The organism is Dactylosporangium siamense (genome assembly GCF_016862795.1).
Lineage (GTDB): Bacteria > Actinomycetota > Actinomycetes > Mycobacteriales > Micromonosporaceae > Dactylosporangium > Dactylosporangium siamense.
In genome coordinates this window covers 68704-93660 of sequence record NZ_BONQ01000069.1, presented here as the reverse complement: position 1 = coordinate 93660, position 24957 = coordinate 68704, and the positions used below count along the sequence as shown (strand labels likewise).

Here is a 24957-nt window from a genome sequence, read left to right as displayed (position 1 = left end):
CGGCCCAGGTAGGGTGCACCACGTGACCGAGCCGCTCTTCTCCGACGATGACGAGGAGTTCGACCGGCCGCGCCTGGCCGCGCACGGACCGGTCCGGGTCCGCGTGCCCGCGAAGATCAACCTCCATCTGCACGTCGGCCCGCTGCGCTCCGACGGCTTCCACGAGCTGACCACGGTGTACCACGCGATCGGGCTCTACGACGAGATCACCGCCCGCCGCGGCGACACGCTGACGCTCACCATGGAGGGTGAGGGCACCGGCCAGCTGTCGCTCGACGAGGACAACCTCGTCATCCGGGCGGCGCGGGCCCTGGCGGACGAGACGGGTCACGACCCGCACGCCCGGCTGCACCTGAAGAAGCAGATCCCGATCGCCGCGGGCCTGGCCGGCGGCAGCGCCGACGCGGCCGCCGCGCTGGTCGCCTGCGACCAGCTGTGGGGGACCGGGCTGTCCCGGGACGACCTCGCCGGCATCGCCGCGACCCTGGGCTCGGACATCCCGTTCCTGGTCCTGGGCGGCACCGCGCTGGGCACCGGCCGCGGCGAGCTGGTCAGCCCCGTCCTGACCGGCGGGCACGCGTGGCACTGGGTCCTGGCCGTCGCCGAGGAGGGCCTGTCGACGCCGACCGTCTACAAGACGTTCGACCAGTTGGGCGCCCAGAGCGAGGCGGGAGCGCCGGACGGGCTGCTGGCCGCGCTGCGCCAGAAGGACCCCGACGTGCTCGCCGCGCACCTCGTCAACGACCTGCAGGCCGCGGCGCTGCACCTGCGTCCGGAGCTGCGAGGGGTGCTGGACGCGGGGCTCGACGCGGGCGCGCTCGCCGGGCTGGTCTCCGGCTCCGGCCCGACCGTTGTCTTCCTGGCCGAGGACGCCAGGCACGCCGCACTGCTCGCGGCGGACCTGGAGGCCGCCAACTGCTGCCGCGCGGTGCGCACCGCCGCCGGTCCCGTGCCCGGAGCGAGAGTGCTGTAGATGGCCAACATCATCAACCTGGACAAGGTCGGCAAGACCTACCCGGCGGGGCGGATCTTCGACGAGGTCTCCCTCGGCGTCGACGACTCCGACCGGATCGGGGTCGTCGGGCTCAACGGGGCCGGCAAGACGACCCTGCTGCGGATGCTCACCAAGGCCGAGGAGCCCGACGAGGGACGCGTCACCCACCGGCGCGACCTGCGGGTGTCCGCCCTGCCGCAGAACCTCGACCTGCCGCCGACCGCGACCGTCCGCGACGTCATCATCGGCACCGCCTGGCTGCCCGCCGCGTTCGCCGCCGAGCACGAGTGGGCCGGCGACGCCGGTGTCCGCACCGTGCTCAACGGGCTCGGCATGCCGCACCTCGGGCTGGACGCGCCGGTCGGGCCGATGTCCGGCGGTGAGCGGCGCCGCATCGCGATCGCCGCGCTGCTGGTGCGCCCCGCCGACCTGCTGATCCTCGACGAGCCCACCAACCACCTGGACGTCGCCGGCATCGCCTGGCTGGCGCGGCACCTGCTGCAGCGCCGCGGCGCGCTCATGGTCGTCACCCACGACCGCTGGTTCCTCGACGCGGTCTGCACCACCACGTGGGAGGTCGCCGACGCGACCGTGCGCGCCTACGAGGGCGGCTACGCGGCCTGGACCCTGGCCCGCGCGGAGCGGCTGCGGGTCGCCGCCGAGACCGAGTCCCGCCGGCAGAACCTGCTCCGCAAGGAGATCGCCTGGCTGCGCCGCGGCCCGCCGGCCCGGACCAGCAAGCCGAAGTTCCGCATCGACGCGGCCAACGCGCTGATCGCGGACGTGCCGCCGGCCCGGGACACGGTGTCGTTGCAGCGGCTCGCCGTCACCCGGCTGGGCAAGCAGGTCTACGAACTGTCCAAGGTGGACCTGCGGGCCGGCGATCGGACCCTGCTGTCCGATGTGGACTGGCTGGTGGGACCGGGCGACCGGATCGCGATCCTCGGCGCCAACGGGGCCGGCAAGACGACCCTGCTGCGGGTGCTCGCCGGGGTGCGGGACCCCGACGGCGGGCGGATGCAGCGCGGCAGCACCGTGCGCGCCGCGTTCCTGTCGCAGGAGCTCAAGGAGCTGCCGGCCGGCCTGCGCCTTCTCGAGGCGGTCGAGGAGGTCGCCAAGCGGGTCAAGCTCGGCGACCGGGAGCTGACCGCGTCGCAGCTGGCCGAGGTCTTCGGCTTCAGCGGCGCCCGGGTCTGGACACCGGTCGCGGACCTGTCCGGCGGCGAGCGGCGCCGGCTGCAGCTGCTGCGCCTGCTCGCCACGGAGCCCAACGTGCTGCTGCTCGACGAGCCCACCAACGACCTGGACATCGACACCCTCGCCGCGCTGGAGGACCTGCTCGACTCGTGGCCGGGCACGATCGTGGTCGCCAGCCACGACCGCTACCTGGTCGAGCGGGTCGCCGACGTCGTCTACGGCATGTTCGGCGACGGGCACCTCGTGCACCTGCCCGGCGGCGTCGACGAATACCTGGAGCGCATCGCCGGCGAGGGGGAGGGCTTCGGCGCGGGCACGAACCCGGCGCCGGCGCTCAGCCGGGAGAAGGCCGCCGACCTGCGCGCGTCGGACAAGGACGCGCGGGCCGCGAAGAAGGAGCTGTCCAAGCTGGAGCGCAGCATGGACCGGCTGACCCAGAAGGAGGCGGCGCTGCACGCCCAGCTGGCGGAGCACGCCACCGACTACACCCGGATCACCGCGCTGGACGCCGAGCTGCGCGCGGTCCGCGAGGAGATCGCGCTCATCGAGGAGCAATGGCTCGCCCTCGCCGAGATCGCCGGATGACCCCGTCCTAGAATGCGGTCATGGCCGCTCACTTTCCGATCAACCACCACCTCCGGCCCCTGTACCGGCTGCTCTGCATCCTCGCGGGCCTCTACATGCTGGTCTTCGGCGTGGTCGGCTTCGTCCAGACGTCGGGGAACGAGTTCTTCACCCAGGACGACGCGGAGTGGGTGCTGGGGTTGCGCACCAACCCCGCGTTCGCGCTGCTGTCGCTGGTCGCCGGGGTCGTCGTGCTCGGCGCCAACCTCATCGGCCGCAACCTGGCCCACCACATCAACCAGCTCGCCGGCATCGTGCTAACGATCGTCGGCATGGGCTCGCTCGCGCTGATGCAGACCGAGGCCAACATCTTCGCGTTCTCGATGGTCAACGTGATCGTCACGTTCATCCTCGGGGGCATCACCGGCATCGCCAGCCTCTACGACCGCGTCGGCAGCGCCGCGGCGGCCGAGGCCGAGGAGCAGTTCCGGCGCGGACCCCGCACGGTGAGCGAGACGGCGTGACGGAAGGCGGCGCCGCGGCGCCGCCTTCCGCTATTTGCCCTGCCGGGTGACGAGAGTCGGTTTGGCCTCCATGTTGGACAGCCCGTTCCACGCCAGGTTGACCAGGTGGGCCGCGACGACCTCCTTGCGCGGCTTGCGCACCTCCAGCCACCACCGGCCGGTCAGCGCGACCATCCCCACCAGGGCCTGCGAGTAGAGTTCGGCGAGCTTCGGGTCGAAGCCGCGACGTTTGAACTCCGAGCCCAGTATTCCCTCGGCCTGGTGCGCGACGTCGTTGAGGACGCTCATGAGGTTGCCGTTCGGCGACATCACCGGCGACTCGCGGACCAGGACCCGGAAGCCGTCGGTCTCGTGCTCGATGTAGTCCAGCAGCGCGAGGGCCGCCTGCTCGAGCAGCTCGTGCGGGTGACCCGCGGTCAGCGCGTTGGTGATCCGGTCGAGCAGGTTGCGGACCTCGCGGTCCACGACCACCGCGTAGAGCCCTTCCTTGCCGCCGAAGTGCTCGTAGACCACGGGTTTGGAGACCTTCGCACGCGACGCCACCTCCTCGATGGAGGTGGCGTCGAATCCCCGCTCCGCGAACAGCGCCCGCCCGATGGCGATGAGCTGCTCGCGGCGCTGGGCGGCGGACATCCGCACCCGTGACTTCGGCGATACCGGTGGCGGAGGGCCTGGTAGCGGGCTCAGCCGTTGGGGGATGTGCGGTGTTTCCTCCGGAAGGTCGGTCACCCGCTCATCGTGCCAGCCGCGCCATCGGCGGCGGCGACCCGTTTCGCATCGAGCCGGTCACGCTTCGGCCAGCGCACGTCGGTGGCCCAGCCGAGCTTCTCGAAGATCCAGATGAGCCTGGCGTTGATGTCGATCTGGCCCTTGTCGACGCCGTGGCGGGCGCACGTCGGGTCGGCGTGGTGCAGGTTGTGCCAGCTCTCACCGAACGACAGGATCGCCAGGGGCCAGAAGTTGCTGGCCTTGTCGCCGTCGCGGGTCTCGAACGGGCGCTCGCCGTACACGTGGCAGATCGAGTTGATCGACCAGGTGACGTGGTGCAGCAGCCCGATCCGCACGATCCCGGCCCAGAAGAACGCCGACAGGGCACCCTGCCACGACCAGGTGACGAGGCCGGCGATGATCGCGGGCAGCGTGGCGGACAGGACCACGATCACCGGGAACAGCTTGTCGATGCGGCGGATGTCCTTGTCGGCGAGCAGGTCCGGGGCGAAGCGCTCCCGGTTGGACAGCTCACGGAAGAACAGCCAGCCCACGTGGGCGTAGAACAGGCCCTTCACGAGGCCGCCGAAGGACTCCCCGAAGCGCCACGGCGAGTGCGGGTCGCCCTCGCGGTCGGAGAACGCGTGGTGGCGGCGGTGGTCGGCGACCCACTGCGTGGGGTTGCCCTCGATCGCGGTGCTGCCGGCGATCGTCAGGGCGATGCGCAGCCCCCGGTTGGCCTTGAAGGCGCCGTGCGTGAGGTACCGGTGGAAGCCCGAGCCGATGCCGAGCCCGCCGATCACGTAGAAGACCGTGCCGAGCGCGACGTCGAGCCAGGTGAGCCCCCATCCCCAGGCGACCGGGACGGCGGCCAGGAGGGCGACGAACGGCAGAACCACGAAGCCCCAGAGGGCGACCAGGATCCCGATGCTCTGACGCCCCTCGGTGAGGGCTTTTGACCCGCGATCGGGGGTCTGACCTGGGACGGGATCAAGGAGTACAGCGGACATGGCACCTCTCACGGGCTCTTCGCCGGGCGGGGGAGATCGACGGGCTACGCTTACGTCACCGTAACTTACGGGAGCGTAGGTTCGCCATACGAGCTCTGTGTCAAGCTGATTACCCGCCGTCTTGTGTGATCTTCGTCCGGAAAGATCGGCGGGCCCGTCCGCTGGGTGAGAGAACCGGCCTCGATACGAGGCCGGTTGATGCGCCCGGTAGGCTGCACAGGCAGATCTTTGGGGTGTGGGGTAACGGCAGCCCGCAGGCCTTTGGAGCCTCGCAGTCCAGGTTCGAATCCTGGCACCCCAGCCACCTGACTACGATGGGGCGCACCGACACCGTCGAGGAGTGCGCCCGTGCGAAACGTGATCATCCTGGCCGCCGGCGAGGGGAAGCGGATGAAGTCCGCCCTGCCCAAGGTGCTGCACCCGCTGCTCGGCCGGACCCTGGTGGGGCATGTGCTCGCCGCCGCCGAGGAGGCGATCGGCGGTGCCGCCACCGTGGTCGTCGGTCACGGCGGCGAGCTGGTCCGGGCCCACCTCGAGCAGGTCGCGCCGGCCGCCGTGCCGGTCACCCAGATCGAGCAGCGCGGCACCGGTCACGCCGTGCGCATCGCGCTGGACGAGACGCCCGAGCTCACCGGGACGGTGGTCGTGCTCGGTGGCGACACCCCGCTGCTGCGCGCGGAGACGCTCAGCGCGCTGGTCCACACGCACGAGAGCACCAAGGCCGCCGCGACCGTGCTGACCGCGGAGGTCGACGACCCCACCGGCCTCGGCCGCATCGTGCGCAACCGGGGTGGCGAGTTCGTCGCCATCGTCGAGGAGCGCGACGCGACCCCCGCCCAGCGGGGCATCCGCGAGATCAACTCGGGGGTCTACGCGTTCGACGCCGAGCGGCTGCGCGAGATGCTCGGCAAGCTCTCCACCGACAACGACCAGGGCGAGGAGTACCTCACCGACGTCATCGGGCTGCTCGTCGAGGCCGGCGCGGCGATCGTGGCGCACCGCGCCCCGGACGCGACGGAGACGCTCGGCGCCAACGACCGGGCGCAGCTCGCCGGGCTGCGGGCGCTCCTGCGGGACCGGATCAACGACGAATGGATGCGCGACGGCGTCGCGATCATCGACCCGTCGACCACGTGGATCGACGTCACGGTCACCCTCGCGCGGGACGCCGTCATCGAGCCCAACACCCACCTGCGCGGCGCGACCCGCATCGGCGAGGGTGCGGTGGTCGGCCCCGACACGTCGCTCGTCGACGTCGTCGTCGGCGACGGTGCCACCGTCGTGCGGACCCACGCACTGTCCTCGGAGATCGGGCCGCAGGCGTCGGTCGGGCCGTTCGCCTACCTGCGCCCCGGCACGCGGCTCGGGCGCAAGTCGAAGATCGGCACGTTCGTGGAGACCAAGGCCGCCACCGTCGGCGACGGCGCGAAGGTCCCGCACCTCTCCTATGTCGGCGACGCCGAGATCGGCGAGGGCACCAACATCGGCGCCGCGAGCGTCTTCGTCAACTACGACGGGGTGCAGAAGCGCCGCTCGGTGATCGGCGCGCACGCGAGGACCGGCGCCGACAACATGTTCGTCGCACCTGTGCACATCGGCGACGGCGCCTACACCGCCGCCGGTAGCGTGATCACCAAGGACGTGCCACCGGGCGCGCTCGGGGTGTCGCGGGCCCAGCAGCGCAACATCGAGGGCTGGGTCGAGCGCAAGCGACCCGGCACAGCCGCCGCGCAGGCCGCGCGCGACGCCCTCGCACGTGAACAAAACCACGTCACCCAGGCCCAGGTGGCCGACGTGGGGCCACGCGACGAACAATGAGCCCAACCACGAGATCGGGAGCGGGCGACCGTAATGGCCAGCATCAGTTCGGAGAACCGCAAGAACCTCATGCTCTTCTCCGGCCGGGGGTTTCCCGCGCTCGCTGAGGAGATCGGGGCGGTGCTCGGCGTCGAGCCGACACCGATGGATGCCTACGACTTCGCCAGCGGGGAGATCTTCATCCGCTACCGGGAGTCGGTGCGCGGCTCGGACGCGTTCGTCGTGCAGTCGATGGTCGCGCCGATCAACGACTGGCTGATGGAATGCCTGATCATGGTCGACGCGCTCAAGCGCGGCTCGACCAAGCGGATCACGGTCGTCCTGCCGTTCTACCCGTACGCACGGCAGGACAAGAAGCACCGCGGCCGCGAGCCGATCTCCGCCCGGCTGGTCGCCGACCTGCTCAAGACCGCCGGCGCCAACCGGATCCTCACCGTCGACCTGCACACCGCGCAGATCCAGGGCTTCTTCGACGGCCCGGTCGACCACCTGTTCGCGATGAACACCCTCGCCGACCACATCGACGCCAAGTACGCCGGGCGCCCGATCACCGTCGTCGCGCCCGACTCGGGCCGGGTGCGGGTCGCCGAGCGCTGGACGGACCGCCTCGGCGGCTGCCCACTCGCCTTCATCCACAAGACCCGCGACCCGATGAAGCCCAACCAGATCGTCGCGAACCGGGTCGTGGGTGAGGTCGAGGGCCGGGTCTGCCTGATCGTCGACGACATGATCGACACCGGCGGCACGATCGTCGGCGCCGCCGACATCCTCTTCAACGAGGGCGCCGCCGACGTCGTGGTCGCCGCGACCCACGCGGTGCTGTCCGACCCCGCCTGCGACCGGCTCGACGCGAGCCGGATCAGCGAGATCGTGGTGACCAACACGTTGCCACTGCCGGGTGACAAGAAGGTCGACAAGATCACGCAGCTCTCGATCGCCCCGCTGCTGGCCCGCGCGATCCGCGAGGTGTTCGACGACGGGTCGGTCACGACCCTTTTCGGCGGGCTGTCCTGATTTTCAGGCGGGCGCCACGGCCCGTCCGGTTGACACGGGCGCGTGATCTGCACAACCGGACGGGTGCGATGTGAGAGGGCTCAGCGGTCTCGGGTAAGCTTGTGCGGTTGCCACGGCGAGGGTGCGCCAAGGGCCGGGCGTGCGTTCCGGTGAAGACCGTTTCAGCGGTCCTCACCAGATCGGCATGACGGCCACGCGGGCTCCGTGATCGACGCGGTGCTCCGGGCCTGTGCCCCGTGCGCCTCCTCGCCCGAGCGCCGCACCACGACAACTGTTACCGGTCGCGCCGGCCGGTGCCCGCCGCACAACCGCATCAGGAGTTTTTGCCGTGTCCGAGGTAAAGATCAGCGCCGAGCCCCGCACCGAGTTCGGCAAGGGTGGTGCCCGCCGCACGCGCCGGGCCGGCAAGGTGCCCGCCGTGCTGTACGGCCACGGCGAAGCGCCCCGCCACATCGCCCTCCCCGCCCGCGAGTTCGCCGCCGCCATCCGGCACGGCGGCAAGAACCAGATCTTCAACATCGAGATCACCGGCGGCGGCACCGCGCTCGCGCTGCCGAAGGCGATCCAGCGTGACCCGATCAAGGACACCTACGAGCACGTCGACCTGCTGGTCGTGCGTCGCGGCGAGAAGGTCACGGTCGAGATCCCGGTGCACCTGACCGGTGAGGCCGCCCGCGACACCCTCGTCATGGTGGAGAACACCACCCTGGCGATCCTGGCCGACGCGACCAAGCTGCCCGAGTTCGTCGAGGTCTCCATCGAGGGCCTCGAGGCCGGCAGCCACGTCACCGCCGGTGACGTGCAGCTGCCCGCCGGGTCCGAGCTGGCCGCCGACCCGGCCGTCGTCGTCGCCGTCGTCACCGGTGCCCCGACCGCCGAGGCGCTCGAGGGCGAGACCGGTGAGGCCGCCGAGGCCGCCGAGGCCGAGGCGACCCCGGAGCCGGCCGACGCCTGAGTCGTTCACTACAAGGTCGCGGGCGCCTGACAGGCACCCGCGGCCTTGTCTGTTTCCAGCTCCCCGAGGCCGGCACCTCGCGGTTCCGTGGGGGCTGCGCCTCCCCACACCCCCCATGCTCGCTGCGCTCCCACTCAAGCTGAATGAGGGGACCTCATGACGGACACCACGCCCTGGCTGATCGTCGGGCTGGGCAACCCAGGCCCGGCGTACGCGCGCAACCGGCACAACGTCGGCTTCATGATCGCCGACCTGATCGCCCAGCGGGCCGGGCTGCGCTTCTCCCGGCACCGGCGGGTCGCCGCCGACGTGGCCGAGGGCCGGCTGCGCGTCGGCGGGCCGCGCATCGTCCTGGTCAAGCCGCTGACCTTCATGAACCTGTCCGGCGGTCCCGTCGCCGGGCTGGCCCAGTTCTACAAGGTGCCCCTCGCGCAGGTCATCGCCGTGCACGACGAACTGGACGTGCCCTACGAGCAGCTGCGGCTCAAGCAGGGCGGCGGCGAAGGCGGGCACAACGGGCTGCGGTCCATGTCGTCCTCGCTGGGCGGTAAGGACTACATCCGGGTCCGGTTCGGCATCGGCCGGCCACCCGGCCGGCAGGACCCGGCGGACTACGTCCTAGCAGACTTCTCCGCGGTGGAGCGCAAGGAGCTCGACTTCTTCGTGGACCGCGCCGCCGACGCCGTGGAGATGGTAATCGAGCGCGGACTCGAGCCGGCGCAGAACCAGTATCACGCGTCGTAACGGCCCGGTTGTCCATCGTACGTCCGGTCCGAACCTTCCATGCCGCTCCGTGTGTCGCCGTGACGCATGTCCGAGTTGCACGTTGTACTCCAAGTCGCACCTTTTGCAAAGAAGGCGGACTTGAGGAGGCGTGCGTGGCGGTCGACAGCGGGCGAACGCGGGACGGCTTCCACCGTCCGGCCCATCTCCGCCCCGAGGACCGCCCGGGTGGCCTGCGCCGCACCGACCGCACCGGCGAGCTCCGCCGCTCCGACCACACCGGTGAGCTCCGCCGCGAGGAGCGCGCCACCGGCCCGCGCCGCGACGAGGAGCACGGTCCGCGCGCCGGGCTTCGCTGGCAGGAGCGGCCGGCCGGCACCCGCCGCGAGGAACGCTCCGGCGGCCTGCGCCGGCCGGAACGGCAGAGCAACACTCTGCAACGCCCCGCCGAGCCCGCCGAACCCACGAGGCCGGCCGGGCCGTCGACCTCCGCGGTGGCCGCCGAGCCCGTGGCGCGGGTCAAGGTCGCGGAGCCGGTCGAGCGGCAGATCGTCCGGCGGCGGCCCAGCCCGATGGGTCCGACCGCCGCCCGGCAGCCCGAGCGGTTGCCGTCCGCGGCGGCCCGGACCGCCGCCGCCCCCGTCTCGCCGGCGCCGGGCCCTCCCGTCCCGCCCGCACACGTGTCCGCCCAGCTCGCCGCCGAGGTGGAGGACGCGGTCGCGGGGGCGGCGACGTTCGTGCCCGCCGCCAAGCCCGCCGAACCGGCGACCGAACCCGGCGGTGAGGCCGGAAGGGCGCCCCGGCACCGGGCCCGCTGGGCGTGGGAGGGCCGCTACCTGCGGACCCTGCTGCTGATCGACGCCGTCATCGGGGTGCTCGCCGGGCTGGTCGCGTTCGAGGTCCGGTTCGGTTCGGTCCTGACCAACTACAACAGCCGCTACGCGCTGCTGTCCGCCTTCCTGCCGATCGCCTTCACCGCGACCCTCGCCGCGAACCGCGCCTACGAGAAGCGGTACCTGTTCGTCGGCACCGACGAGTACCAGCGGGTGCTGCGGGCCGGCCTGGCGCTGACCGCCGCGACCATCGTCGGGGCCTACGCCGCGGAGATCCAGATCGCCCGCGGCTGGTTCGTGGTGGCGTTGCCGCTGGTCACGTCCGGGTGCCTGGTCTCGCGGTTCGTGCTGCGGCAGCTGCTGCACCGGGCCCGCAAGACGCGCGGCGCCTGCATGCGGCGGGTCGTGGTGGTGGGCCACGAGCTGGCCGTCGAGGCGATGACGAGCCAGCTGCGGCGGGAGCGGTACCACGGCCTGAAGGTCGTCGGCGCCTGCCTCGCCGCCGAGGGCAGCGTGCCGGACGTGCCGGTGCTGGGCACGTTCGACGAGATCGCCGGGGCGGTGCGCCGGGCGAGGGCCGACACGGTCCTGGTGCTGTCGTGCCCGGAGCTGGACGGTCATGCGCTGCGCCGCCTCGCGTGGCGGCTCGAACGCGACGACATCGACCTGATCGTGGCGAGCACCCTGATCGACGTGGCCGGCAGCCGGACCACGATCCGGCCCGTCGACGGCCTGCCGATGCTGCACGTCGAGCATCCCACGCTGACCGGCGCGAGGCGGGTGCTGAAGGCGGTCGTGGACCGGATCGGCGCGGTCGTGCTCCTGGTCGCGCTGAGCCCACTTCTGGCTGGTCTGGCGCTTGCGGTTCGCGCAGAGTCACGAGGGCCGGTACTGTTCCGTCAGGTACGTGTGGGCAAAGACGGTCGTGAGTTCGTGATCGTCAAGTTCCGCACGATGCACCTGGACGCCGAAGCCCGCCTCGCGGAGCTGCGGCACCTCAACGAAGTCGGCGGCGCGCTGTTCAAACTGCGCAACGACCCACGGGTCACCCGCGTCGGGCGGCTTCTGCGCAAGTTTTCGCTCGACGAGCTGCCCCAGCTGCTCAACGTGCTCGGGGGCAGCATGTCACTGGTCGGGCCGCGCCCGCCGCTGCCGGAGGAGGTCGCCGTGTATCCGGACGACGCCCGGCGCCGGCTGGCGGTGCGGCCCGGGATGACCGGCCTCTGGCAGGTGTCCGGCCGGTCGGACCTATCGTGGGACGAAGCGGTCCGCCTCGACCTGCAGTATGTGGAGAACTGGTCGTTGTCGCTCGACCTGGTGATCATGCTGCGGACGTTGAGCGCGGTGACCCGAGGGGCTGGAGCGTACTGATGACCGACCTACCACCCGCCACCGACGGCGGGTTCGCCCGCTGGCTGGCCCAGCGCGCGGGCGACCTGTTGTTGAAGCTGCGCGAGGAGACGGGCTACGGCGACCCGGCCGCCCTGCGCAAGGCCGGTGACCGGCTGTCGCACGAGCTGCTGGTCGCCCAGCTGGAGCGCTGGCGCCCGGCCGACGCGGTCCTGTCCGAGGAGGGCGCCGACAGCGCCACCCGGTTGAGTGCCGACCGCGTCTGGATCGTCGACCCGCTCGACGGCACCCGCGAGTTCGGCGAGGAGGGCCGCGCCGACTGGGCGGTCCACGTCGCCCTGTGGGGGCGCACCTCCGCGCGGATCACCGAGTATGCCGGCGACGGCACCCCGCAGCCGGAGCGCGCCGTCGGCTGGGGCCGGCTCCTCGCCGGTGCGGTGGCACTGCCGGCGCAGCACTGCGTGCTCGGCACCGACGCGCCGCCGCCGTTCCCGCCGATGCCCGGCGTGCAGGGCGAGCCGATCCGCCTGGCGGCCAGCCGCACCCGCCCGCCGGCGCTGCTCAGCGCGCTCGCCGAGCGGCTGCCGATCGAGCTGGTCCCGATGGGCTCCGCCGGCGCCAAGATCGCCGCGGTGATCGACGGTGCCGTCGACGCCTACGTCCACGCCGGCGGGCAGTACGAGTGGGACTCCGCCGCACCGGTTGCTGTGGCGGTCGCCACGGGCCTGCATGCTTCCCGGATCGACGGGACTACGTTGGAATACAACCAGCCCGACCCACGGCTGCCTGACCTGGTGGTGTGTCGGAAGGCACTGGCGCCTCAGTTGCTGGCCGCGATCAGCGCGTCTGTCGCTCCCTAGGGAAAGGGTTCCGCCAACCATGAGTCGCGCGCCATACCGCGTCTCGCATCTGGACGCTCTCGAGGCCGAGAGCCTGTTCATCATGCGTGAGGTGGTCGCCGAGTTCGAACGACCCGTCCTGCTGTTCTCCGGTGGCAAGGACTCGATCGTCATGCTCCGCCTCGCGGAGAAGGCGTTCGCGCCCGGGCGGATCCCGTTCCCGGTCATGCACGTCGACACGGGGCACAACTTCCCGGAGGTCCTGGCGTATCGCGACCGCCGCGTGAGCGAGCTCAACGTGCAGCTCATCGTGGCCAGCGTCCAGGAGGCGATCGACAGCGGCCTGGTCCGCGAGTCCGGCGACGGCATGCGCAACCGGATCCAGACCCCGGTCCTGCTCGACGCGGTCGAGAAGTACCGCTTCGACGCGCTGTTCGGCGGCGCCCGCCGCGACGAGGAGAAGGCCCGCGCCAAGGAGCGCGTCTTCAGCTTCCGCGACGACTTCGGCCAGTGGGACCCGCGCAACCAGCGGCCCGAGCTGTGGGCGCTCTACAACGCCCGCATCGCGCCCGGTGAGTCGATCCGGGTGTTCCCGCTGTCCAACTGGACCGAGCTGGACGTCTGGCACTACATCGCGCGGGAGGGCATCGACCTGCCCGACATCTACTACGCGCACGACCGCGAGGTCGTCGACCGCAACGGCATGCTCTACGCGATCAACGAGTACCTGCCGCTGAAGTCCGGTGAGCAGCCGTTCGTGGAGCGGGTCCGCTACCGCACCGTCGGCGACGCGTCCTGCACCGCCGCCGTCCGCAGCGACGCGGACACGATCGACAAGGTCATCGACGAGGTCGCCGCGACCCGCATCACCGAGCGTGGCGCGACCCGCGGCGACGACAAGGTCAGCGAGGCGGCCATGGAAGACCGCAAGCGTGAGGGGTACTTCTAATGACCGCGGTTGTTGAGACACCCGCCCAGCGGCAGATGGACCTGCTGCGGTTCGCGACCGCCGGGTCCGTCGACGACGGCAAGTCGACCCTGATCGGCCGGCTGCTGTACGACTCGAAGGCGATCTTCGAGGACCAGCTGGAGGCGGTCGAGGCCACCTCGCGCTCCCGCGGCGACGAGTACACCAACCTCGCGCTGCTCACCGACGGCCTGCGGGCCGAGCGCGAGCAGGGCATCACGATCGACGTGGCCTACCGCTACTTCGCCACCCCGCGGCGGAAGTTCATCATCGCCGACACGCCCGGGCACATCCAGTACACGCGCAACATGGTCACCGGGGCCTCCACCGCCGACCTGGCGCTGATCCTGGTCGACGCCCGCAAGGGCCTCGTGGAGCAGTCCCGCCGGCACGCCTTCCTGTGCTCCCTGCTGCGCGTGCCGCACCTGGTGCTGTGCGTCAACAAGATGGACCTGGTCGACTACTCGCAGGAGGTGTTCGACCGCATCGCCGACGAGTTCACCTCGTTCGCGGCGAAGCTCGAGGCGCCCGACCTGACGGTCATCCCGATCTCGGCGCTGCACGGTGACAACCTGGTCAGCCGTTCCGAGAACATGCCGTGGTACGAGGGACCGTCGCTGCTGCACCACCTGGAGCACGTGCACATCGCCTCCGACCGCAACCTGGTCGACGTGCGCTTCCCGGTGCAGTACGTGATCCGCCCGCAGTCCACCACGGTCGCCGACTACCGCGGCTACGCGGGCCAGGTCGCCTCCGGGATCATGAAGCCGGGCGACGAGGTCATGGTCCTGCCGTCGGGCTTCACCACGAAGATCACGAACATCGAGACCGCGGACGGGGAGCTGCAGGAGGCGTACCCGCCGATGTCGGTGACGATCCGGCTCGCCGACGAGATCGACATCGCCCGGGGTGACCTGATCTGCCGGCCGAACAACGCGCCGGCGGTCGCCCAGGACATCGAGGCGATGATCTGCTGGATGGACGAGACCCGCCCGCTGACCGTCGGCGCCAAGTACTCCATCAAGCACACGACCCGCTCGGCCCGCGCCGTGGTCCGTGGCCTGCAGTACCGGCTCGACGTCAACACGCTGCACCGCGACGACTCGGCGACGTCCCTGGCGCTCAACGAGATCGGCCGGGTCAAGCTCCGCACCACGGTGCCGCTGCTCGCCGACGAGTACCGCCGCAACCGCACCACCGGCGGCTTCATCATCATCGACGAGTCCAGCAACCGCACCGTCGGCGCCGGCATGATCATCGAGGCGGGCTGAGGGTTTTTCGTGCTACGGCTGGCGCGGGTGGATGACTGAAACCCGCGCCACCCGGCGACCTTCAACGGTCCTGACGTGCAGGTGCCAGCCGTCGTGGCGCACCTCGTCGCCGGATTTCGGCAGCCGTCCGAGGCGGGCCATGACGAACCCCGCCACCGTCTCGTAGGGGCCGCTGGGAAGCACCAGGCCGGTCCGCTCGGCGAGATCGGCGAGGTTGAGGCGGCCGTCGACCTCGGCCGACTCGTCGGGTGAGGGCGGTGCGTCGTACTCGTCGTGGATCTCGCCGACGAGCTCCTCGATCAGGTCCTCCAGGGTGACGATGCCGGCCGTGCCGCCGTACTCGTCCATGACGACCGCGAGGTGGTGACCCTCCCGGCGCATCTCGGACAGGGCCGCCAGGACCCGCTTGCTCGCCGGCAGCCGTTTCACCTCGCGGGTCAGCTCCCGCAGGCGCAGGCACGGGTCGACCGCGGGCAGCAGCGTCAGGTCCCGCACGTGGACGAAGCCCAGCACGTCGTCCTGGTCGCCGTCGATCACCGGAAACCGGGAGTGGCGGGTGGTCCGCACCTGCGTCACCGCCTCCGCGACCGTCAGCCCCGCGTCCAGGAACAGCACCTCGGTGCGGGGGACCATCACCTCACGGACGTGGCCGGTGCCGGTGTTGACCGCGATCAGGGTCCGCAGCTCGGCCTCGCTGATGTCGGGGGGCTCGTTGGTAGCGTGAAGGCGGTGCGCCCAACGGCTCAGCACGCCCGCCACGGTCTGCCTGATGGTTCCGGGGCCAAGCTCCGGCATGCCCGAAATTGTAGGTGCCGGGTGCTCCATCGTTCACCTCGGACGTGTAAATTTGTTGGTTCCTGATGACTTTTGGAGGAACGTCGTGAAACTGCTCGTCACCGGGGGCGCCGGCTACATCGGCAGCGTCGTCACCGCCCTGCTGCTCGACGCCGGTCACGACGTGACGGTCCTCGACGACCTCTCGACCGGCCACGAGTCGTCGGTGCCGCAGGGTGCCGTCTTCGTCCGTGGCAGGGTCCACGACGCGATCGGTGACGTGCTCACCCGCGACGCCGCGTTCGACGGCGTCCTGCACTTCGCCGCGTTCATCGCGGCCGGGGAGAGCGTGCAGAAGCCCGAGAAGTACTGGGAGAACAACACCGTCGGCACGCTGCTGCTGCTCGACGCGATGCGCGCGGCCGGCACCCGCCGGCTGGTCTTCTCCTCCACCGCCAACGTCTACGGCGACCCCGACGTCGTGCCGATCCCGGAGACCGCCGCGGTGCGGCCGCCGAACCCGTATGCGACCTCGAAGCTCGCCGCCGACCACGCCCTCACCGGCGAGGCCGTCGGGCACGGCATCGCCGCGGTCAGCCTGCGCTACTTCAACGTCGCCGGCGCCCTGCGCCGCCCCGACGGCTCGATGATCGGCGAGCGGCACGACCCGGAGAGCCACCTGATCCCGATCGCGCTGCAGGTCGCTCTCGGCCGCCGCGAGAAGCTCCAGCTCTTCGGCGACGACTACAACACCCCCGACGGCACCAACATCCGCGACTACATCCACGTCGGCGACCTGGGCGCGGCCCACCTGCTGGCCCTGGCGACGATGGACGGCGCGGGCCACCGCGTGTACAACCTCGGCAATGGCACCGGCTTCTCCAACCGCCAGGTGGTCGAGGTCGTCCGCGAGGTGACCGGCCACCCGATCCCGGTGGAGATGGCGCCCCGCCGGCCCGGCGACCCCGAGCAGCTCGTCGCCGCGTCGGACAAGGCGAAGCGTGAGCTGTCCTGGACCCCGCGGCACGCCGAGCTGGCCACGATGGTCCAGGACGCCTGGGACTTCATCCGCAGCTGAGGCAGCTGAGGCGGCCGGACCGGCTGGTTACTGGGCGTCGATCTTCTGCCAGGTGGTGCCGTCGACGGAGTACGCGGTGTAGATCGTGGACATGCCGTAGGCGACCCAGCCGGTCTGCGTCCTCGCCAGCCGGTCGGTGGGGTGCAGGCCCGTGATCCGCTGCCAGGTGCCGCCGCGGTCGGTGGAGACGAGCCAGTGCCCGGCGCCGTCGACCAGCAGGAGCCGGCCGTCCAGCAGCGGCACCAGGTCGCCGCCGATCGAGGTGCCGGTCAGCGGCCGCGGCTCGGCGAAGGTCGCGCCGCCGTCGGTGGAGGAGGCGACGCCCAGCAGTCCGGGCGGCTTGACGGCGGGGTCGATCAGCGCGACGTGGACGTCCCGGCCGAGGAACGACACCCTCGCCGTGCCGCCGCCCGGGAAGGTCTTCGGCGTCCAGGACACCCCGCCGTCGCGGGAGACCGCCACCGCGGGGTGGCCGTCGATCGTGCCGGCGACCCACCAGGAGGCGTCACCGGCCCGGACGGGCGACACCCACGACACCGTCAGCGGCGGCTGGACGGCCGGTGCGACGAGCGTCGTCCCGTCGTGCAGCAGCGCCGCGACCTGCGAGCCGAGCAGGATCAGGCGGGCATCGCCGGGCAGGGCGGTGCCGGGCGTCGTGGGCGGGCCGGCGGCGGTGTCCCAGGAGACGCCGTCGGTGCTGCTCGACCGGGTGCCGTCCGGGCCGATCAGGGCGATCCGGGAGCCGGTCACGACCAGCGACGGCACGGCGTCCAGCGGCGGCGTGCCGAAGGCGCCCGGGGCGCGGGCCGTGCTCCACGTCCGGCCGCCGTCGGTCGTGGCGTTGATCCAGGCGGTGCAGGAGGCGGCGGCGCACGTCCGGGTCAGCAGGAAGCCCCGGTCGGCGTCGATGAACTCCGCGTCGTCGATCGTGCCGGGGAGGTCCCGTGGCAGGTTGGGCAGGCCGTTGACGGTGATCCCGCCGCCCGTGTAGACGCCGCCGGGCGGCGCGGGCGACGAGGCCGCCACCTGCGGGGGCGGGGTGTCACCGGGGACCAGGAAGGGCACCGCGACCGCGGCCAGGGTCAGCGCGACCACGCCCACCTGGGCGGCGCGGCGCCGGCGGCGCAGGACGCGGGCCCGCGCGGTGATCGCGGCCATCGGCGGCTGGGTGAAGTCGAGCCGCTGGGCGCGGAGCATGGTCTCCAGGTCGTCAGCCATGACGCACCTCCTTCACGGGTGCGGAGGTGGGGGTGCGATAGCCGGGCAGCCGTTCGGCGAGGGCGGCGCGTCCCCGGGAGAGCCGCGACTTGACGGTGCCGCCGGGCACGCCGAGCGTCGCGGAGATCTCCTCGACGCTGAGGTCGGCGTAGTAGTGCAGCACGATGACCTCCCGGTACGTGCGGGGTATGGCGTCCAGCGCCTCGGTCAGGTCGGTGCGCTCCGGTGACGGGCCGGCGTCGACGTGCCGCTGGACGGCGCGTTCGCGCAGCAGGATCAGGTCGAGCAGCTTCCGGCGGCGCCAGCGGCGGCGGACCACGTTGACCGCCACGGTGCGCAGCCACGCCTCGGGGTTGTCGATGCCGGTGAAGCCGCCCGGGCGGGCGGCGGCGCGGGCGAACGCCTCCTGGACCACGTCCTGCGCCTCGGTGAGGTCGGTCGTGAACGCGTAGAGCTGTGTCACCAGCCTCCGGTAGCAGGCGTGGTAGACCCCCTCGAGTTCGCTCACACCGCTCACGATCCCCGACCGGCCACCGTGGTTCCAGGTATTGCCGACGAAGTTCAGTCGGGCAGGACGGTGGCCGAGAGGGTCGCGGACTGCCAGTTGCGGCCGTCGGTGGAGAGCCTGGGCGAGGCGCCGAGCGAGGCGTAGCCGTTGTCGACCGGGTCGAGGGACCCGCCGGGACCGGCGACGATGCCGAAATGCTCCCCGTCGAGACTTTCCAGGTAGACGGTTTCCGAGTCGCCGGCCACCCACAGCAGCACGGACCGGTCGGGGCGCACCAGCGCGCCGAAGGCGCGACCGTTGAGGGCGCCGTCGTTGCTCAGCGGCGCCGGCAGCTCGATCTTCGTGGTCACCTCCTGCCAGCTGTTGCCACCGTCGCGGGTGCGGAAGTGCCGGAGGCCCTTGCTGTACCGGATGAAGGCGTGCGCGGTGGTGCCGTCCAACGTGACGACGGTGGGCGCGTCGATGCCAGGCGGGGCGTTGAGCGGGTGGGCCAGCCAGTTCCGGCCCTGGTCCTTGCTCACCGCGATGGCGGGCGCGCCGGTGCCCAGGTCGGCGCCGGTGGTCCACCAGCCGGCCTGGGCGGGCAGGTCGGCGACGACGGTCCGCCGCGCCATCGGCGGCTGGTTGACGAGCAGGCTGAGCATGCCGTCGCTGTGCCGGACGCCGAAGAGGTCGCCGTACTGCACGAGCTGCAGCACCCGGTCCTCGGCGCCGAGCGTCTCGCGGGTCTCCGGGCCGATGACCGGGGCGCCGCCCGGGTTGGCCGAGGTGTCGTCGAGGCGGAACTTCACGCTGGTGCGGGAGCCGCCGCTGACCTCACCGCTGAGCATGAACGTGTCCGGGGAGATCCGGGTCAGCTGGACCTGGTCGAGCTTGTCGAGCGGGCTCTGCCGCAACGCGTCGAGCAGGAACGGGACGCGTCGCTGCGGGGAGTCCGCTCGCAGCACGACCACCTGGAGGTTGCACCGGCGGGCCTGCGGCACCTCGACGCAGACGTCGACCGCGACGATCACGCCGCCCGGCAGGTCACCGGCGGCGGCCCGGATCGACCGGGTCGACTCGAAACTGCCGCTGGGCGGCGCCGACACCGACGGCAGCGCGCTCCAGGGATCGCCGAGGTCGGGGTTGGGCCCGAGCGCGGCGGGGGCCGGCCGGCCGAACACGCCGGCGAGCGCGACGGGCGCGAACACGGCGAGCGTGCCGACGAGGGCCCCGACGACGGCCATCCGGTCGCGCATGCGCACCCGGCCGGCCCGGCGGTACAGCAGGCTGAAGTCCGGCATCCAGGTGGCCGACTCGACCTGCGCCCGGAGCGTGCGGAAGTCCAGGTCACGGCGCATCTCGCACCTCCTGGGCGGGGCGTTGGGGCGGCGGCAGGACCGGCGGCCGGCGGCGCGGGGCGCCGGGCTCGGCCCGGTAGTCGGCTTCGGTGTCGGTGAGCAGCGCGGCGAGCATGGCGCGGCCCCGGGACAGGCGCGCCTTCACCGTGCCGACGGGCACGCCGAGGGCGTCGGCGACCTCGTGCACCGACATGTCCGCTAAATGGTGCAGCACGATCGTCTCCCGCGTGGCCTGCGACAGCTGCTGCAGGGCGGCGACGAGCGCGACCCGGTTGGGGTCGACACCCGGGACGCTTTCCACCGGACGGGCGACCCGCCCGCTGCGGACCAGTGTGTCGAACAGCCGGCGGCGGCGCCAGCGGGTCCGGGCGAGATTCATCGCCACGGTGCGCAGCCACGCCTCCGGGTCGGCGACGTCGAGGAACTGCCGGGGACGGGCCAGGGCCCGCGCGTAGGCCTCCTGGACCAGGTCCTGGGCCTCGGCGTGGTCGCCGGTGAGCGCGTAGAGCGCGGCGACGAGTCGCCGGTAGTGCGCCTCATACGCGTCACGGACGGCTTCCCGTGCCTCGAGCTCTTCACCCACCCCGTCACCCCCTCTCCGTTGAAGACCACTGTGCCGCGCTCCCGGTTGCGCCATTGCTGTGGTGGTGCTGACAGAATGGCGCGCATGTCGCCGTCCGTCAGCACCGCCCGGCCTCGGGTGCTCTCCGGGATCCAGCCCACCGCCGAGTCGTTCCACCTGGGTAACTATCTCGGTGCGGTGCGTAACTGGGTGGCGTTGCAGGACACCCACGACGCCTTCTACTGCGTGGTCGACCTGCACGCGATCACCTCCGGCCACGACCCGGCGCTGCTGCGCAGGCGCACCCGGGCCAGCGCGGCGCAGCTGCTCGCGGCCGGACTCGACCCGGAGCGGTGCACGCTGTTCGTGCAGAGCCAGGTGCCGGAGCATGCGCAGCTCGGCTGGGTGATGGGCTGCATCACCGGGTTCGGCGAGGCCAGCCGGATGACGCAGTTCAAGGACAAGTCGCAGAAGCAGGGCGCGGACCGCTCCAGCGTCGGGCTGTTCACCTACCCGATCCTGCAGGCCGCCGACATCCTGCTCTACCAGGCCGACGCCGTGCCGGTCGGCGAGGACCAGCGGCAGCACCTGGAGCTGACCCGCGACCTCGCCCAGCGTTTCAACACGACGTTCGGCGCCACGTTCACGATGCCGGCGCCGTACATCATCAAGGAAACGGCGAAGATCACCGACCTGCAGGAGCCGACGGCGAAGATGTCGAAGTCGGCGTCGACCGCGTCCGGGCTGATCGAGCTGCTCGAGGACCCGGCGAAGGCGGCCAAGAAGATCAAGTCGGCGGTCACCGACACCGGCCGCGAGATCATCTTCGACCAGGCCGCGAAGCCGGGCGTCTCGAACCTGCTCACGATCTACTCGGCGCTGACCGGGCGGAGCATCGACGACCTCGTCGCGGCGTACGACGGCAAGGGCTACGGCGACCTCAAGAAGGACCTCGCCGAGGTCGTGGTGGAGTTCATGCGCCCGATCCAGCAGCGCACCAACACCTACCTGGAGGACCCGGCGCAGCTGGACAAGCTGCTCGCGATCGGGGCCGAGAAGGCCCGCACGGTCGCCGGCGCCACCCTGAAGACGGTCTACGACCGGATCGGGTTCCTCGCTCCGGGTGCCACCCACTGACGTGGCGCAGGTGCGGACCACCATCGGCGTCGCGATCGACCTCCCCGACCCGTGGGGCAGCGAGCTCACCGCCGCCCGCCTCGCCGCGGGCGACCCGGCCGCCGCGCACGTGCCCGCGCACGTGACCCTGCTCGGCCCGACCGAGGTCGACGCGGCGGACCTGCCGGCGATCGACCGGCACCTCGCCGCGGTCGCGCTGCGGCACGCCCCGTTCACGGTGCGGCTGCGCGGGACCGGCACGTTCCGGCCGCTGACCCAGGTCGTCTTCGTGGCGGTCGCGGCCGGCATCGGCGAGTGCGAGCAGCTCCACCAGGCGGTCCTCACCGCGGCCGCGATCCAGGCGGCGGTGCCGTTCCCGTATCACCCGCACGTGACGGTCGCGCACAACGTGGCACCGGAGCGGCTGGACGCCGCCTTCGCCGACCTGGCCGGATACGAGGCCGAGTTCCCCGTCGAGGGGTTCGCGCTCTTCGAGCACGACACCAGCGGGCGGTGGCAGCCGTACGCGCAGTACCGGCTCTCACCGCGCCGGTCCGTCGCCGATCAGCGACGATAAGAAGGTGGGCCTGTTTGACCGGCTGGAAGCCGGCTTCGATCGGGTGGTGGCCGCCGGCCGCCGTCGCTCCCGTGTGTTCGATCACGTGTGGCGGGCGCAGGAGCGCTACTTCGACCTCGACGCCGCCCGCCTCGCCGCCGCCACCGCCTACTACGGCTTCTTCGCCGTCTTCGCGATGGTGGTCGTGGCGTTCTTCATCCTCGGCCGGGTGCTGCGCGGCAGCGAGGCCGTCGTCGACCGGGTCCAGAGCTACCTGGCGGTCAACCTGCCGCAGCTGCACTCCGACCAGATCTTCGCCGGCAGCCAGCAGATCGGGCTGATCGCCCTGCTCGGCCTGATCATCGCCGGGGTCGGCTGGGTGGAGAACCTGCGCTCGTCCCAGCGCGCGCTGTGGCACCTGCAGGAGCACCCCGGCAACTACTTCGTGCGCTGGCTGGTCGACCTGGCCGTCCTGGTGGCCCTGGGCATCCTGCTGATCGTGTCGATCGGCATCTTCGCCGGCGTCCAGGAACTGCTGTACTGGCTGGCCGGCGACTTCGAGCAGGACCCGGTGCGGGTGGCGCTGCGGGGCACGTCGACGCTGCTGTCCGGCATCGTGGACCTGGTCCTGGGCATGGCGCTGCTGGCCGGCGTGCCGCGGTTGCGGATGTCCCTGCGGCGGTTGCTGCCCTCCGCGCTGCTCTTCGCGGTCGGGCTCGGCGTGCTCAAGTCGCTCGGGAAGCTCTACATCACCCGGACCGAGGACAACCCCGCCTACCAGCTGGTCGCCGGCACCATCGGGTTGCTGCTGTACATGTACCTGCTGCACCAGCTGCTGCTCTTCGCCGCCGCGCTCGCGGCCACCGACACGCACGGCCGGGCCAAGGACCTCGCCGGCGGTGAGCCGCGCAGCGACGTGCAGGCGGCGGTCCGCGCCGCCCAGCTGGTCGAGGAGGCCGCGGAGACCACCGAGCGGGCCGCGGCCGCGGTGCGGGCGGACCACCTCACGACGCCGGCGGACCAGTCCGGGGCGCCGTCGCCGGACCGTCCCAAGGCAAGGGCGGCGGATCCGGACGCCGTGGCGGTCGCCGCCGACATGGCCCGCCGGATCGGCCCGTCCGGCGGTTCGGCGGCACCGGAGCCGCGCGACCCGTCATGATGGGCGCCGTGGGTGCACTAGTGACTTTGGACCTGCCGGCCGACGCGCCGGCGCTGACCTTGCCGTGGATCATCACCTTCGGCCCGTTGAACGAGGACGAGGAGTGGGAGCCCGTCGTGTGCGGGCCCTACGAGCGGGCGCACGCGCTCGCCCTCGCCGAGGCCGTGGTGGCCGACGAGGAGCTGATGGCGGTGGTCGAGCCGCTCCAGCCGCACGTCACCGCCGAGCAGATCCTCGGTGACATCGCCGCCGCCCGCCTGGCGGCCGAGAACGAGGACCTGGAGACGGCGGCCCTCGACGACGAGCTCGCCGGCTACGGCGACCACGATCATCACCACGACCACGACCACGACGACCCGGACCACACGCACGAGGCCCCGTCGGTCGACGAGATCCGTGCCGGGTTCGCCCGGATCGCGGCGAAGCTGACGGCCTAACGCTCCTGCACGACCCACCAGGCGGTCGTGTCCGGTGGCAGTTCGCCGGCCATCTCGTTGCTGCTCAGCAGCGGGGTGGCCGGCCCCTCGATCCGCCCCTCGATCAGCACCGGGGCCGGGCTCAGGTTCGCCGCGACCCGCAGGGTCTCCGTCTCGAACAGCAGCACGCCGTCGGGCGCGTCCAGCCAGCGCAGCGTCGTGGAGGGCCGGCGCAGCCGCAGCGCCTCCCGGTAGAGGCGCAGCGTCGAGCCCGGGTCGTCGCGCTGCGCCGCCACGGTCAGCCCGGCCCAGTCCGCCGGCTGCGGCAGCCAGGAGCCACCCGGCCCGAAGCCGAACGGCGGTGCTTCGCCGGACCAGGGCAGCGGCACCCGGCAGCCGTCCCGGCCGAGCTCGGCGCCGCCGGAGCGGACCCACTGCGGGTCGACCCGCACCTCGTCCGGCAGGTCCAGGACCTCCGGCAGGCCGAGCTCCTCGCCCTGGTACAGGTAGGCGCTGCCGGGCAGGCCGAGCATCAGCAGGACCGCGGCCCGGGCCCGCCGGACGCTGCCGAAGCGGGTCACGTGCCGGCGCCGGTCGTGGTTGGACAGGACCCAGGTCGGTGGCGCGCCGACCGCCGCCGCGGCGGCCAGGGACGCGTCGACGATCCGGCGCAGGACGGCCGGGTCCCAGGGCGCCTCCAGGAAGTCGAAGTTGAACGCCTGGTGCAGCTCGCCCACGGACACGTAGCGCGCCACCCGGTCCGGCGCGGTGTCGAACACCTCGGCGACGGCCATCCGCTCGCCCGGGTAGGAGTCGAGGATCTTGCGCCAGCCGCGGTGGATCTCGTGGACGTCCTCGTGGTCGAAGAGCGTCACCCCGGCCAGGTCCTTGATCATGCCGTGGGCGACGTCGACCCTGAAGCCGTCGACGCCCCGGTCCAGCCAGAAGCGCAGGATGTCGTCGAACTCGGCCCGTACGTCCGGGTTGTGCCAGTTGAGGTCGGGTTGTTCGGGAGCGAACAGGTGTAGGTACCACTGCCCGTCGGCGACCTGCGTCCAGGCGGGGCCGCCGAAGAGCGACCGCCACCCGTTCGGTTCGTCGCGGAAGATGTACCGGTCGCGCCGGCCCTCCACGAACCACGGGTGCCGTGACGACGTGTGGTTGGGCACGATGTCGACGATCACCCGCAGCCCCAGCCGGTGCGCCTCGGCCAGCAGGTCGTCGAAGTCGGCGAGGGTGCCGAAGACGGGGTCGACGTCGCGGTAGTCGCTGACGTCGTAGCCGCCGTCGATCATGGGGGACCGGTAGAACGGCGAGAGCCACAGCGCGTCGACCCCGAGGTCGGCGAGGTGGCCGAGCCGGGCGGTGATGCCGGGCAGGTCGCCGACACCGTCACCGTCGGCGTCGGCGAAGCTGCGCGGGTAGACCTGATAGATGACCGCGTGCCGCCACCACTCCACCAG

General features: G+C 71.9%; 24 protein-coding genes and 1 tRNA gene. 17 read left to right on the top strand and 8 right to left on the bottom strand.

Annotated elements, in window-relative coordinates; all coding sequences use genetic code 11:
- Nucleotides 1-22: 22 nt before the first annotated feature.
- Genes Dsi01nite_RS22265 through Dsi01nite_RS22255 form a run of 3 tightly spaced genes read left to right on the top strand, consistent with a single transcriptional unit; the run spans nt 23 to nt 3279 of the window.
- On the top strand, nt 23-973 hold the full coding sequence (locus Dsi01nite_RS22265; RefSeq protein WP_203848146.1) for a 4-(cytidine 5'-diphospho)-2-C-methyl-D-erythritol kinase: 951 nt from the start codon (nt 23-25) through the stop codon (nt 971-973).
- Entirely contained in the window at nt 974-2776 is a 1803-nt protein-coding gene (locus Dsi01nite_RS22260; RefSeq protein WP_203848145.1) for an ABC-F family ATP-binding cassette domain-containing protein, read from the top strand.
- A gap of 20 nt (nt 2777-2796) precedes the next feature.
- Nucleotides 2797-3279: a DUF4383 domain-containing protein gene (locus tag Dsi01nite_RS22255; protein WP_203848144.1), complete on the top strand. Its 483-nt coding sequence runs from the start codon at nt 2797-2799 to the stop codon at nt 3277-3279.
- 30 nt (nt 3280-3309) lie between these two features.
- On the opposite strand, the gene Dsi01nite_RS22250 is transcribed toward Dsi01nite_RS22255, so the two are convergent.
- Both Dsi01nite_RS22250 and Dsi01nite_RS22245 read right to left on the bottom strand, forming a co-directional pair.
- Nucleotides 3310-3912, bottom strand: coding sequence for a TetR/AcrR family transcriptional regulator (locus Dsi01nite_RS22250; protein ID WP_203848143.1), 603 nt, complete (start codon nt 3910-3912; stop codon nt 3310-3312).
- A 92-nt stretch (nt 3913-4004) separates the two neighbouring features.
- Entirely contained in the window at nt 4005-4997 is a 993-nt protein-coding gene (locus Dsi01nite_RS22245; protein ID WP_203848142.1) for an acyl-CoA desaturase, read from the bottom strand.
- A 229-nt stretch (nt 4998-5226) separates the two neighbouring features.
- Here Dsi01nite_RS22245 and Dsi01nite_RS22240 point away from each other — a divergent pair.
- The 9 genes from Dsi01nite_RS22240 to cysN all read left to right on the top strand — a co-directional run bounded on the left by Dsi01nite_RS22240 (nt 5227) and on the right by cysN (nt 14767).
- Nucleotides 5227-5301 (top strand) — tRNA-Gln (locus Dsi01nite_RS22240).
- A 44-nt stretch (nt 5302-5345) separates the two neighbouring features.
- A complete protein-coding gene (gene glmU / locus Dsi01nite_RS22235; RefSeq protein ID WP_308442082.1) occupies nt 5346-6815 on the top strand; it encodes a bifunctional UDP-N-acetylglucosamine diphosphorylase/glucosamine-1-phosphate N-acetyltransferase GlmU in 1470 nt (489 codons plus the stop codon).
- Between the two features lie 33 nt (nt 6816-6848).
- Nucleotides 6849-7829 (top strand): ribose-phosphate diphosphokinase, encoded by a 981-nt coding sequence (locus Dsi01nite_RS22230; RefSeq protein WP_203848141.1) that lies wholly within the window; start codon nt 6849-6851, stop codon nt 7827-7829.
- Nucleotides 7830-8157: 328 nt separating this feature from the next.
- Complete coding sequence (locus tag Dsi01nite_RS22225) at nt 8158-8784, top strand: 50S ribosomal protein L25/general stress protein Ctc (protein WP_203848140.1); 627 nt, start codon at nt 8158-8160, stop codon at nt 8782-8784.
- Nucleotides 8785-8940: 156 nt separating this feature from the next.
- A complete protein-coding gene (pth, locus tag Dsi01nite_RS22220; protein ID WP_203848139.1) occupies nt 8941-9528 on the top strand; it encodes an aminoacyl-tRNA hydrolase in 588 nt (195 codons plus the stop codon).
- A gap of 134 nt (nt 9529-9662) precedes the next feature.
- Nucleotides 9663-11711 carry a sugar transferase gene (locus Dsi01nite_RS22215; RefSeq protein WP_308442081.1) on the top strand — a complete coding sequence of 683 codons (2049 nt, stop codon included), beginning with the start codon at nt 9663-9665 and terminating at the stop codon, nt 11709-11711.
- The gene (locus tag Dsi01nite_RS22210) at nt 11711-12550 is read left to right on the top strand and encodes a 3'(2'),5'-bisphosphate nucleotidase CysQ (RefSeq protein ID WP_203848138.1); all 840 of its coding nucleotides are present in this window, start codon (nt 11711-11713) and stop codon (nt 12548-12550) included. Before Dsi01nite_RS22215 ends, Dsi01nite_RS22210 begins: the two co-directional genes overlap by 1 nt.
- Before the next feature lie 19 nt (nt 12551-12569).
- Nucleotides 12570-13478 carry a sulfate adenylyltransferase subunit CysD gene (gene cysD, locus Dsi01nite_RS22205; RefSeq protein WP_203848137.1) on the top strand — a complete coding sequence of 303 codons (909 nt, stop codon included), beginning with the start codon at nt 12570-12572 and terminating at the stop codon, nt 13476-13478.
- Complete coding sequence (cysN, locus tag Dsi01nite_RS22200; protein WP_203848136.1) at nt 13478-14767, top strand: sulfate adenylyltransferase subunit CysN; 1290 nt, start codon at nt 13478-13480, stop codon at nt 14765-14767. The genes cysD and cysN overlap by 1 nt, the downstream gene beginning before the upstream one ends.
- 12 nt (nt 14768-14779) lie before the next feature.
- Here cysN and Dsi01nite_RS22195 read toward each other — a convergent pair whose 3' ends face one another.
- Nucleotides 14780-15562 carry a hemolysin family protein gene (locus Dsi01nite_RS22195; RefSeq protein ID WP_239136081.1) on the bottom strand — a complete coding sequence of 261 codons (783 nt, stop codon included), beginning with the start codon at nt 15560-15562 and terminating at the stop codon, nt 14780-14782.
- 85 nt (nt 15563-15647) lie between these two features.
- Between Dsi01nite_RS22195 and galE the strand changes: the two genes are divergently transcribed.
- On the top strand, nt 15648-16619 hold the full coding sequence (galE, locus tag Dsi01nite_RS22190) for a UDP-glucose 4-epimerase GalE (protein ID WP_239136080.1): 972 nt from the start codon (nt 15648-15650) through the stop codon (nt 16617-16619).
- A 27-nt stretch (nt 16620-16646) separates the two neighbouring features.
- Here the strand turns inward: galE and Dsi01nite_RS22185 are convergent, their stop codons facing one another.
- Genes Dsi01nite_RS22185 through Dsi01nite_RS22170 form a run of 4 tightly spaced genes read right to left on the bottom strand, consistent with a single transcriptional unit; the run spans nt 16647 to nt 20268 of the window.
- Nucleotides 16647-17837, bottom strand: coding sequence for a sialidase family protein (locus Dsi01nite_RS22185; RefSeq protein ID WP_203848133.1), 1191 nt, complete (start codon nt 17835-17837; stop codon nt 16647-16649).
- Complete coding sequence (locus Dsi01nite_RS22180; protein WP_239136079.1) at nt 17830-18345, bottom strand: RNA polymerase sigma factor; 516 nt, start codon at nt 18343-18345, stop codon at nt 17830-17832. Before Dsi01nite_RS22180 ends, Dsi01nite_RS22185 begins: the two co-directional genes overlap by 8 nt.
- A gap of 53 nt (nt 18346-18398) precedes the next feature.
- The gene (locus tag Dsi01nite_RS22175; protein ID WP_203848131.1) at nt 18399-19685 is read right to left on the bottom strand and encodes a sialidase family protein; all 1287 of its coding nucleotides are present in this window, start codon (nt 19683-19685) and stop codon (nt 18399-18401) included.
- The gene (locus Dsi01nite_RS22170; RefSeq protein ID WP_239136078.1) at nt 19675-20268 is read right to left on the bottom strand and encodes an RNA polymerase sigma factor; all 594 of its coding nucleotides are present in this window, start codon (nt 20266-20268) and stop codon (nt 19675-19677) included. Before Dsi01nite_RS22170 ends, Dsi01nite_RS22175 begins: the two co-directional genes overlap by 11 nt.
- Nucleotides 20269-20343: 75 nt before the next feature.
- Here Dsi01nite_RS22170 and trpS point away from each other — a divergent pair, with 75 nt between their 5' ends.
- The 4 genes from trpS to Dsi01nite_RS22150 are packed head-to-tail and all read left to right on the top strand — an operon-like array spanning nt 20344 to nt 23515.
- Nucleotides 20344-21384 (top strand): tryptophan--tRNA ligase, encoded by a 1041-nt coding sequence (gene trpS, locus Dsi01nite_RS22165; protein WP_203848129.1) that lies wholly within the window; start codon nt 20344-20346, stop codon nt 21382-21384.
- 1 nt (nt 21385) lies between these two features.
- Complete coding sequence (locus Dsi01nite_RS22160; RefSeq protein ID WP_239136087.1) at nt 21386-21940, top strand: 2'-5' RNA ligase family protein; 555 nt, start codon at nt 21386-21388, stop codon at nt 21938-21940.
- Nucleotides 21941-21944: 4 nt separating this feature from the next.
- The gene (locus Dsi01nite_RS22155) at nt 21945-23078 is read left to right on the top strand and encodes a YihY/virulence factor BrkB family protein (RefSeq protein ID WP_203848127.1); all 1134 of its coding nucleotides are present in this window, start codon (nt 21945-21947) and stop codon (nt 23076-23078) included.
- Between the two features lie 8 nt (nt 23079-23086).
- Nucleotides 23087-23515 carry a hypothetical protein gene (locus Dsi01nite_RS22150; RefSeq protein WP_203848126.1) on the top strand — a complete coding sequence of 143 codons (429 nt, stop codon included), beginning with the start codon at nt 23087-23089 and terminating at the stop codon, nt 23513-23515.
- Here Dsi01nite_RS22150 and Dsi01nite_RS22145 read toward each other — a convergent pair.
- Nucleotides 23512-24954 (bottom strand): glycoside hydrolase family 13 protein, encoded by a 1443-nt coding sequence (locus Dsi01nite_RS22145; RefSeq protein WP_373318805.1) that lies wholly within the window; start codon nt 24952-24954, stop codon nt 23512-23514. The two genes, Dsi01nite_RS22150 and Dsi01nite_RS22145, sit on opposite strands and share 4 nt — an antisense overlap.
- Between the last annotated feature and the right edge of the window lie 3 nt (nt 24955-24957).

Excerpts from the sequence above, each read along its gene's own strand:
- Dsi01nite_RS22260 (WP_203848145.1), top strand. The coding sequence starts at position 974 with ATGGCCAACATCATCAACCTGGACAAGGTCGGCAAGACCTACCCGGCG.
- Dsi01nite_RS22255 (WP_203848144.1), top strand. The coding sequence starts at position 2,797 with ATGGCCGCTCACTTTCCGATCAACCACCACCTCCGGCCCCTGTACCGG.
- Dsi01nite_RS22250 (WP_203848143.1), bottom strand. The coding sequence starts at position 3,912 with ATGTCCGCCGCCCAGCGCCGCGAGCAGCTCATCGCCATCGGGCGGGCG.
- Dsi01nite_RS22245 (WP_203848142.1), bottom strand. The coding sequence starts at position 4,997 with ATGTCCGCTGTACTCCTTGATCCCGTCCCAGGTCAGACCCCCGATCGC.
- Dsi01nite_RS22230 (WP_203848141.1), top strand. The coding sequence starts at position 6,849 with ATGGCCAGCATCAGTTCGGAGAACCGCAAGAACCTCATGCTCTTCTCC.
- pth (WP_203848139.1), top strand. The coding sequence starts at position 8,941 with ATGACGGACACCACGCCCTGGCTGATCGTCGGGCTGGGCAACCCAGGC.
- Dsi01nite_RS22210 (WP_203848138.1), top strand. The coding sequence starts at position 11,711 with ATGACCGACCTACCACCCGCCACCGACGGCGGGTTCGCCCGCTGGCTG.
- cysD (WP_203848137.1), top strand. The coding sequence starts at position 12,570 with ATGAGTCGCGCGCCATACCGCGTCTCGCATCTGGACGCTCTCGAGGCC.
- cysN (WP_203848136.1), top strand. The coding sequence starts at position 13,478 with ATGACCGCGGTTGTTGAGACACCCGCCCAGCGGCAGATGGACCTGCTG.
- Dsi01nite_RS22195 (WP_239136081.1), bottom strand. The coding sequence starts at position 15,562 with ATGCCGGAGCTTGGCCCCGGAACCATCAGGCAGACCGTGGCGGGCGTG.
- Dsi01nite_RS22185 (WP_203848133.1), bottom strand. The coding sequence starts at position 17,837 with ATGGCTGACGACCTGGAGACCATGCTCCGCGCCCAGCGGCTCGACTTC.
- Dsi01nite_RS22175 (WP_203848131.1), bottom strand. The coding sequence starts at position 19,685 with ATGCGCCGTGACCTGGACTTCCGCACGCTCCGGGCGCAGGTCGAGTCG.
- trpS (WP_203848129.1), top strand. The coding sequence starts at position 20,344 with ATGGCGCGCATGTCGCCGTCCGTCAGCACCGCCCGGCCTCGGGTGCTC.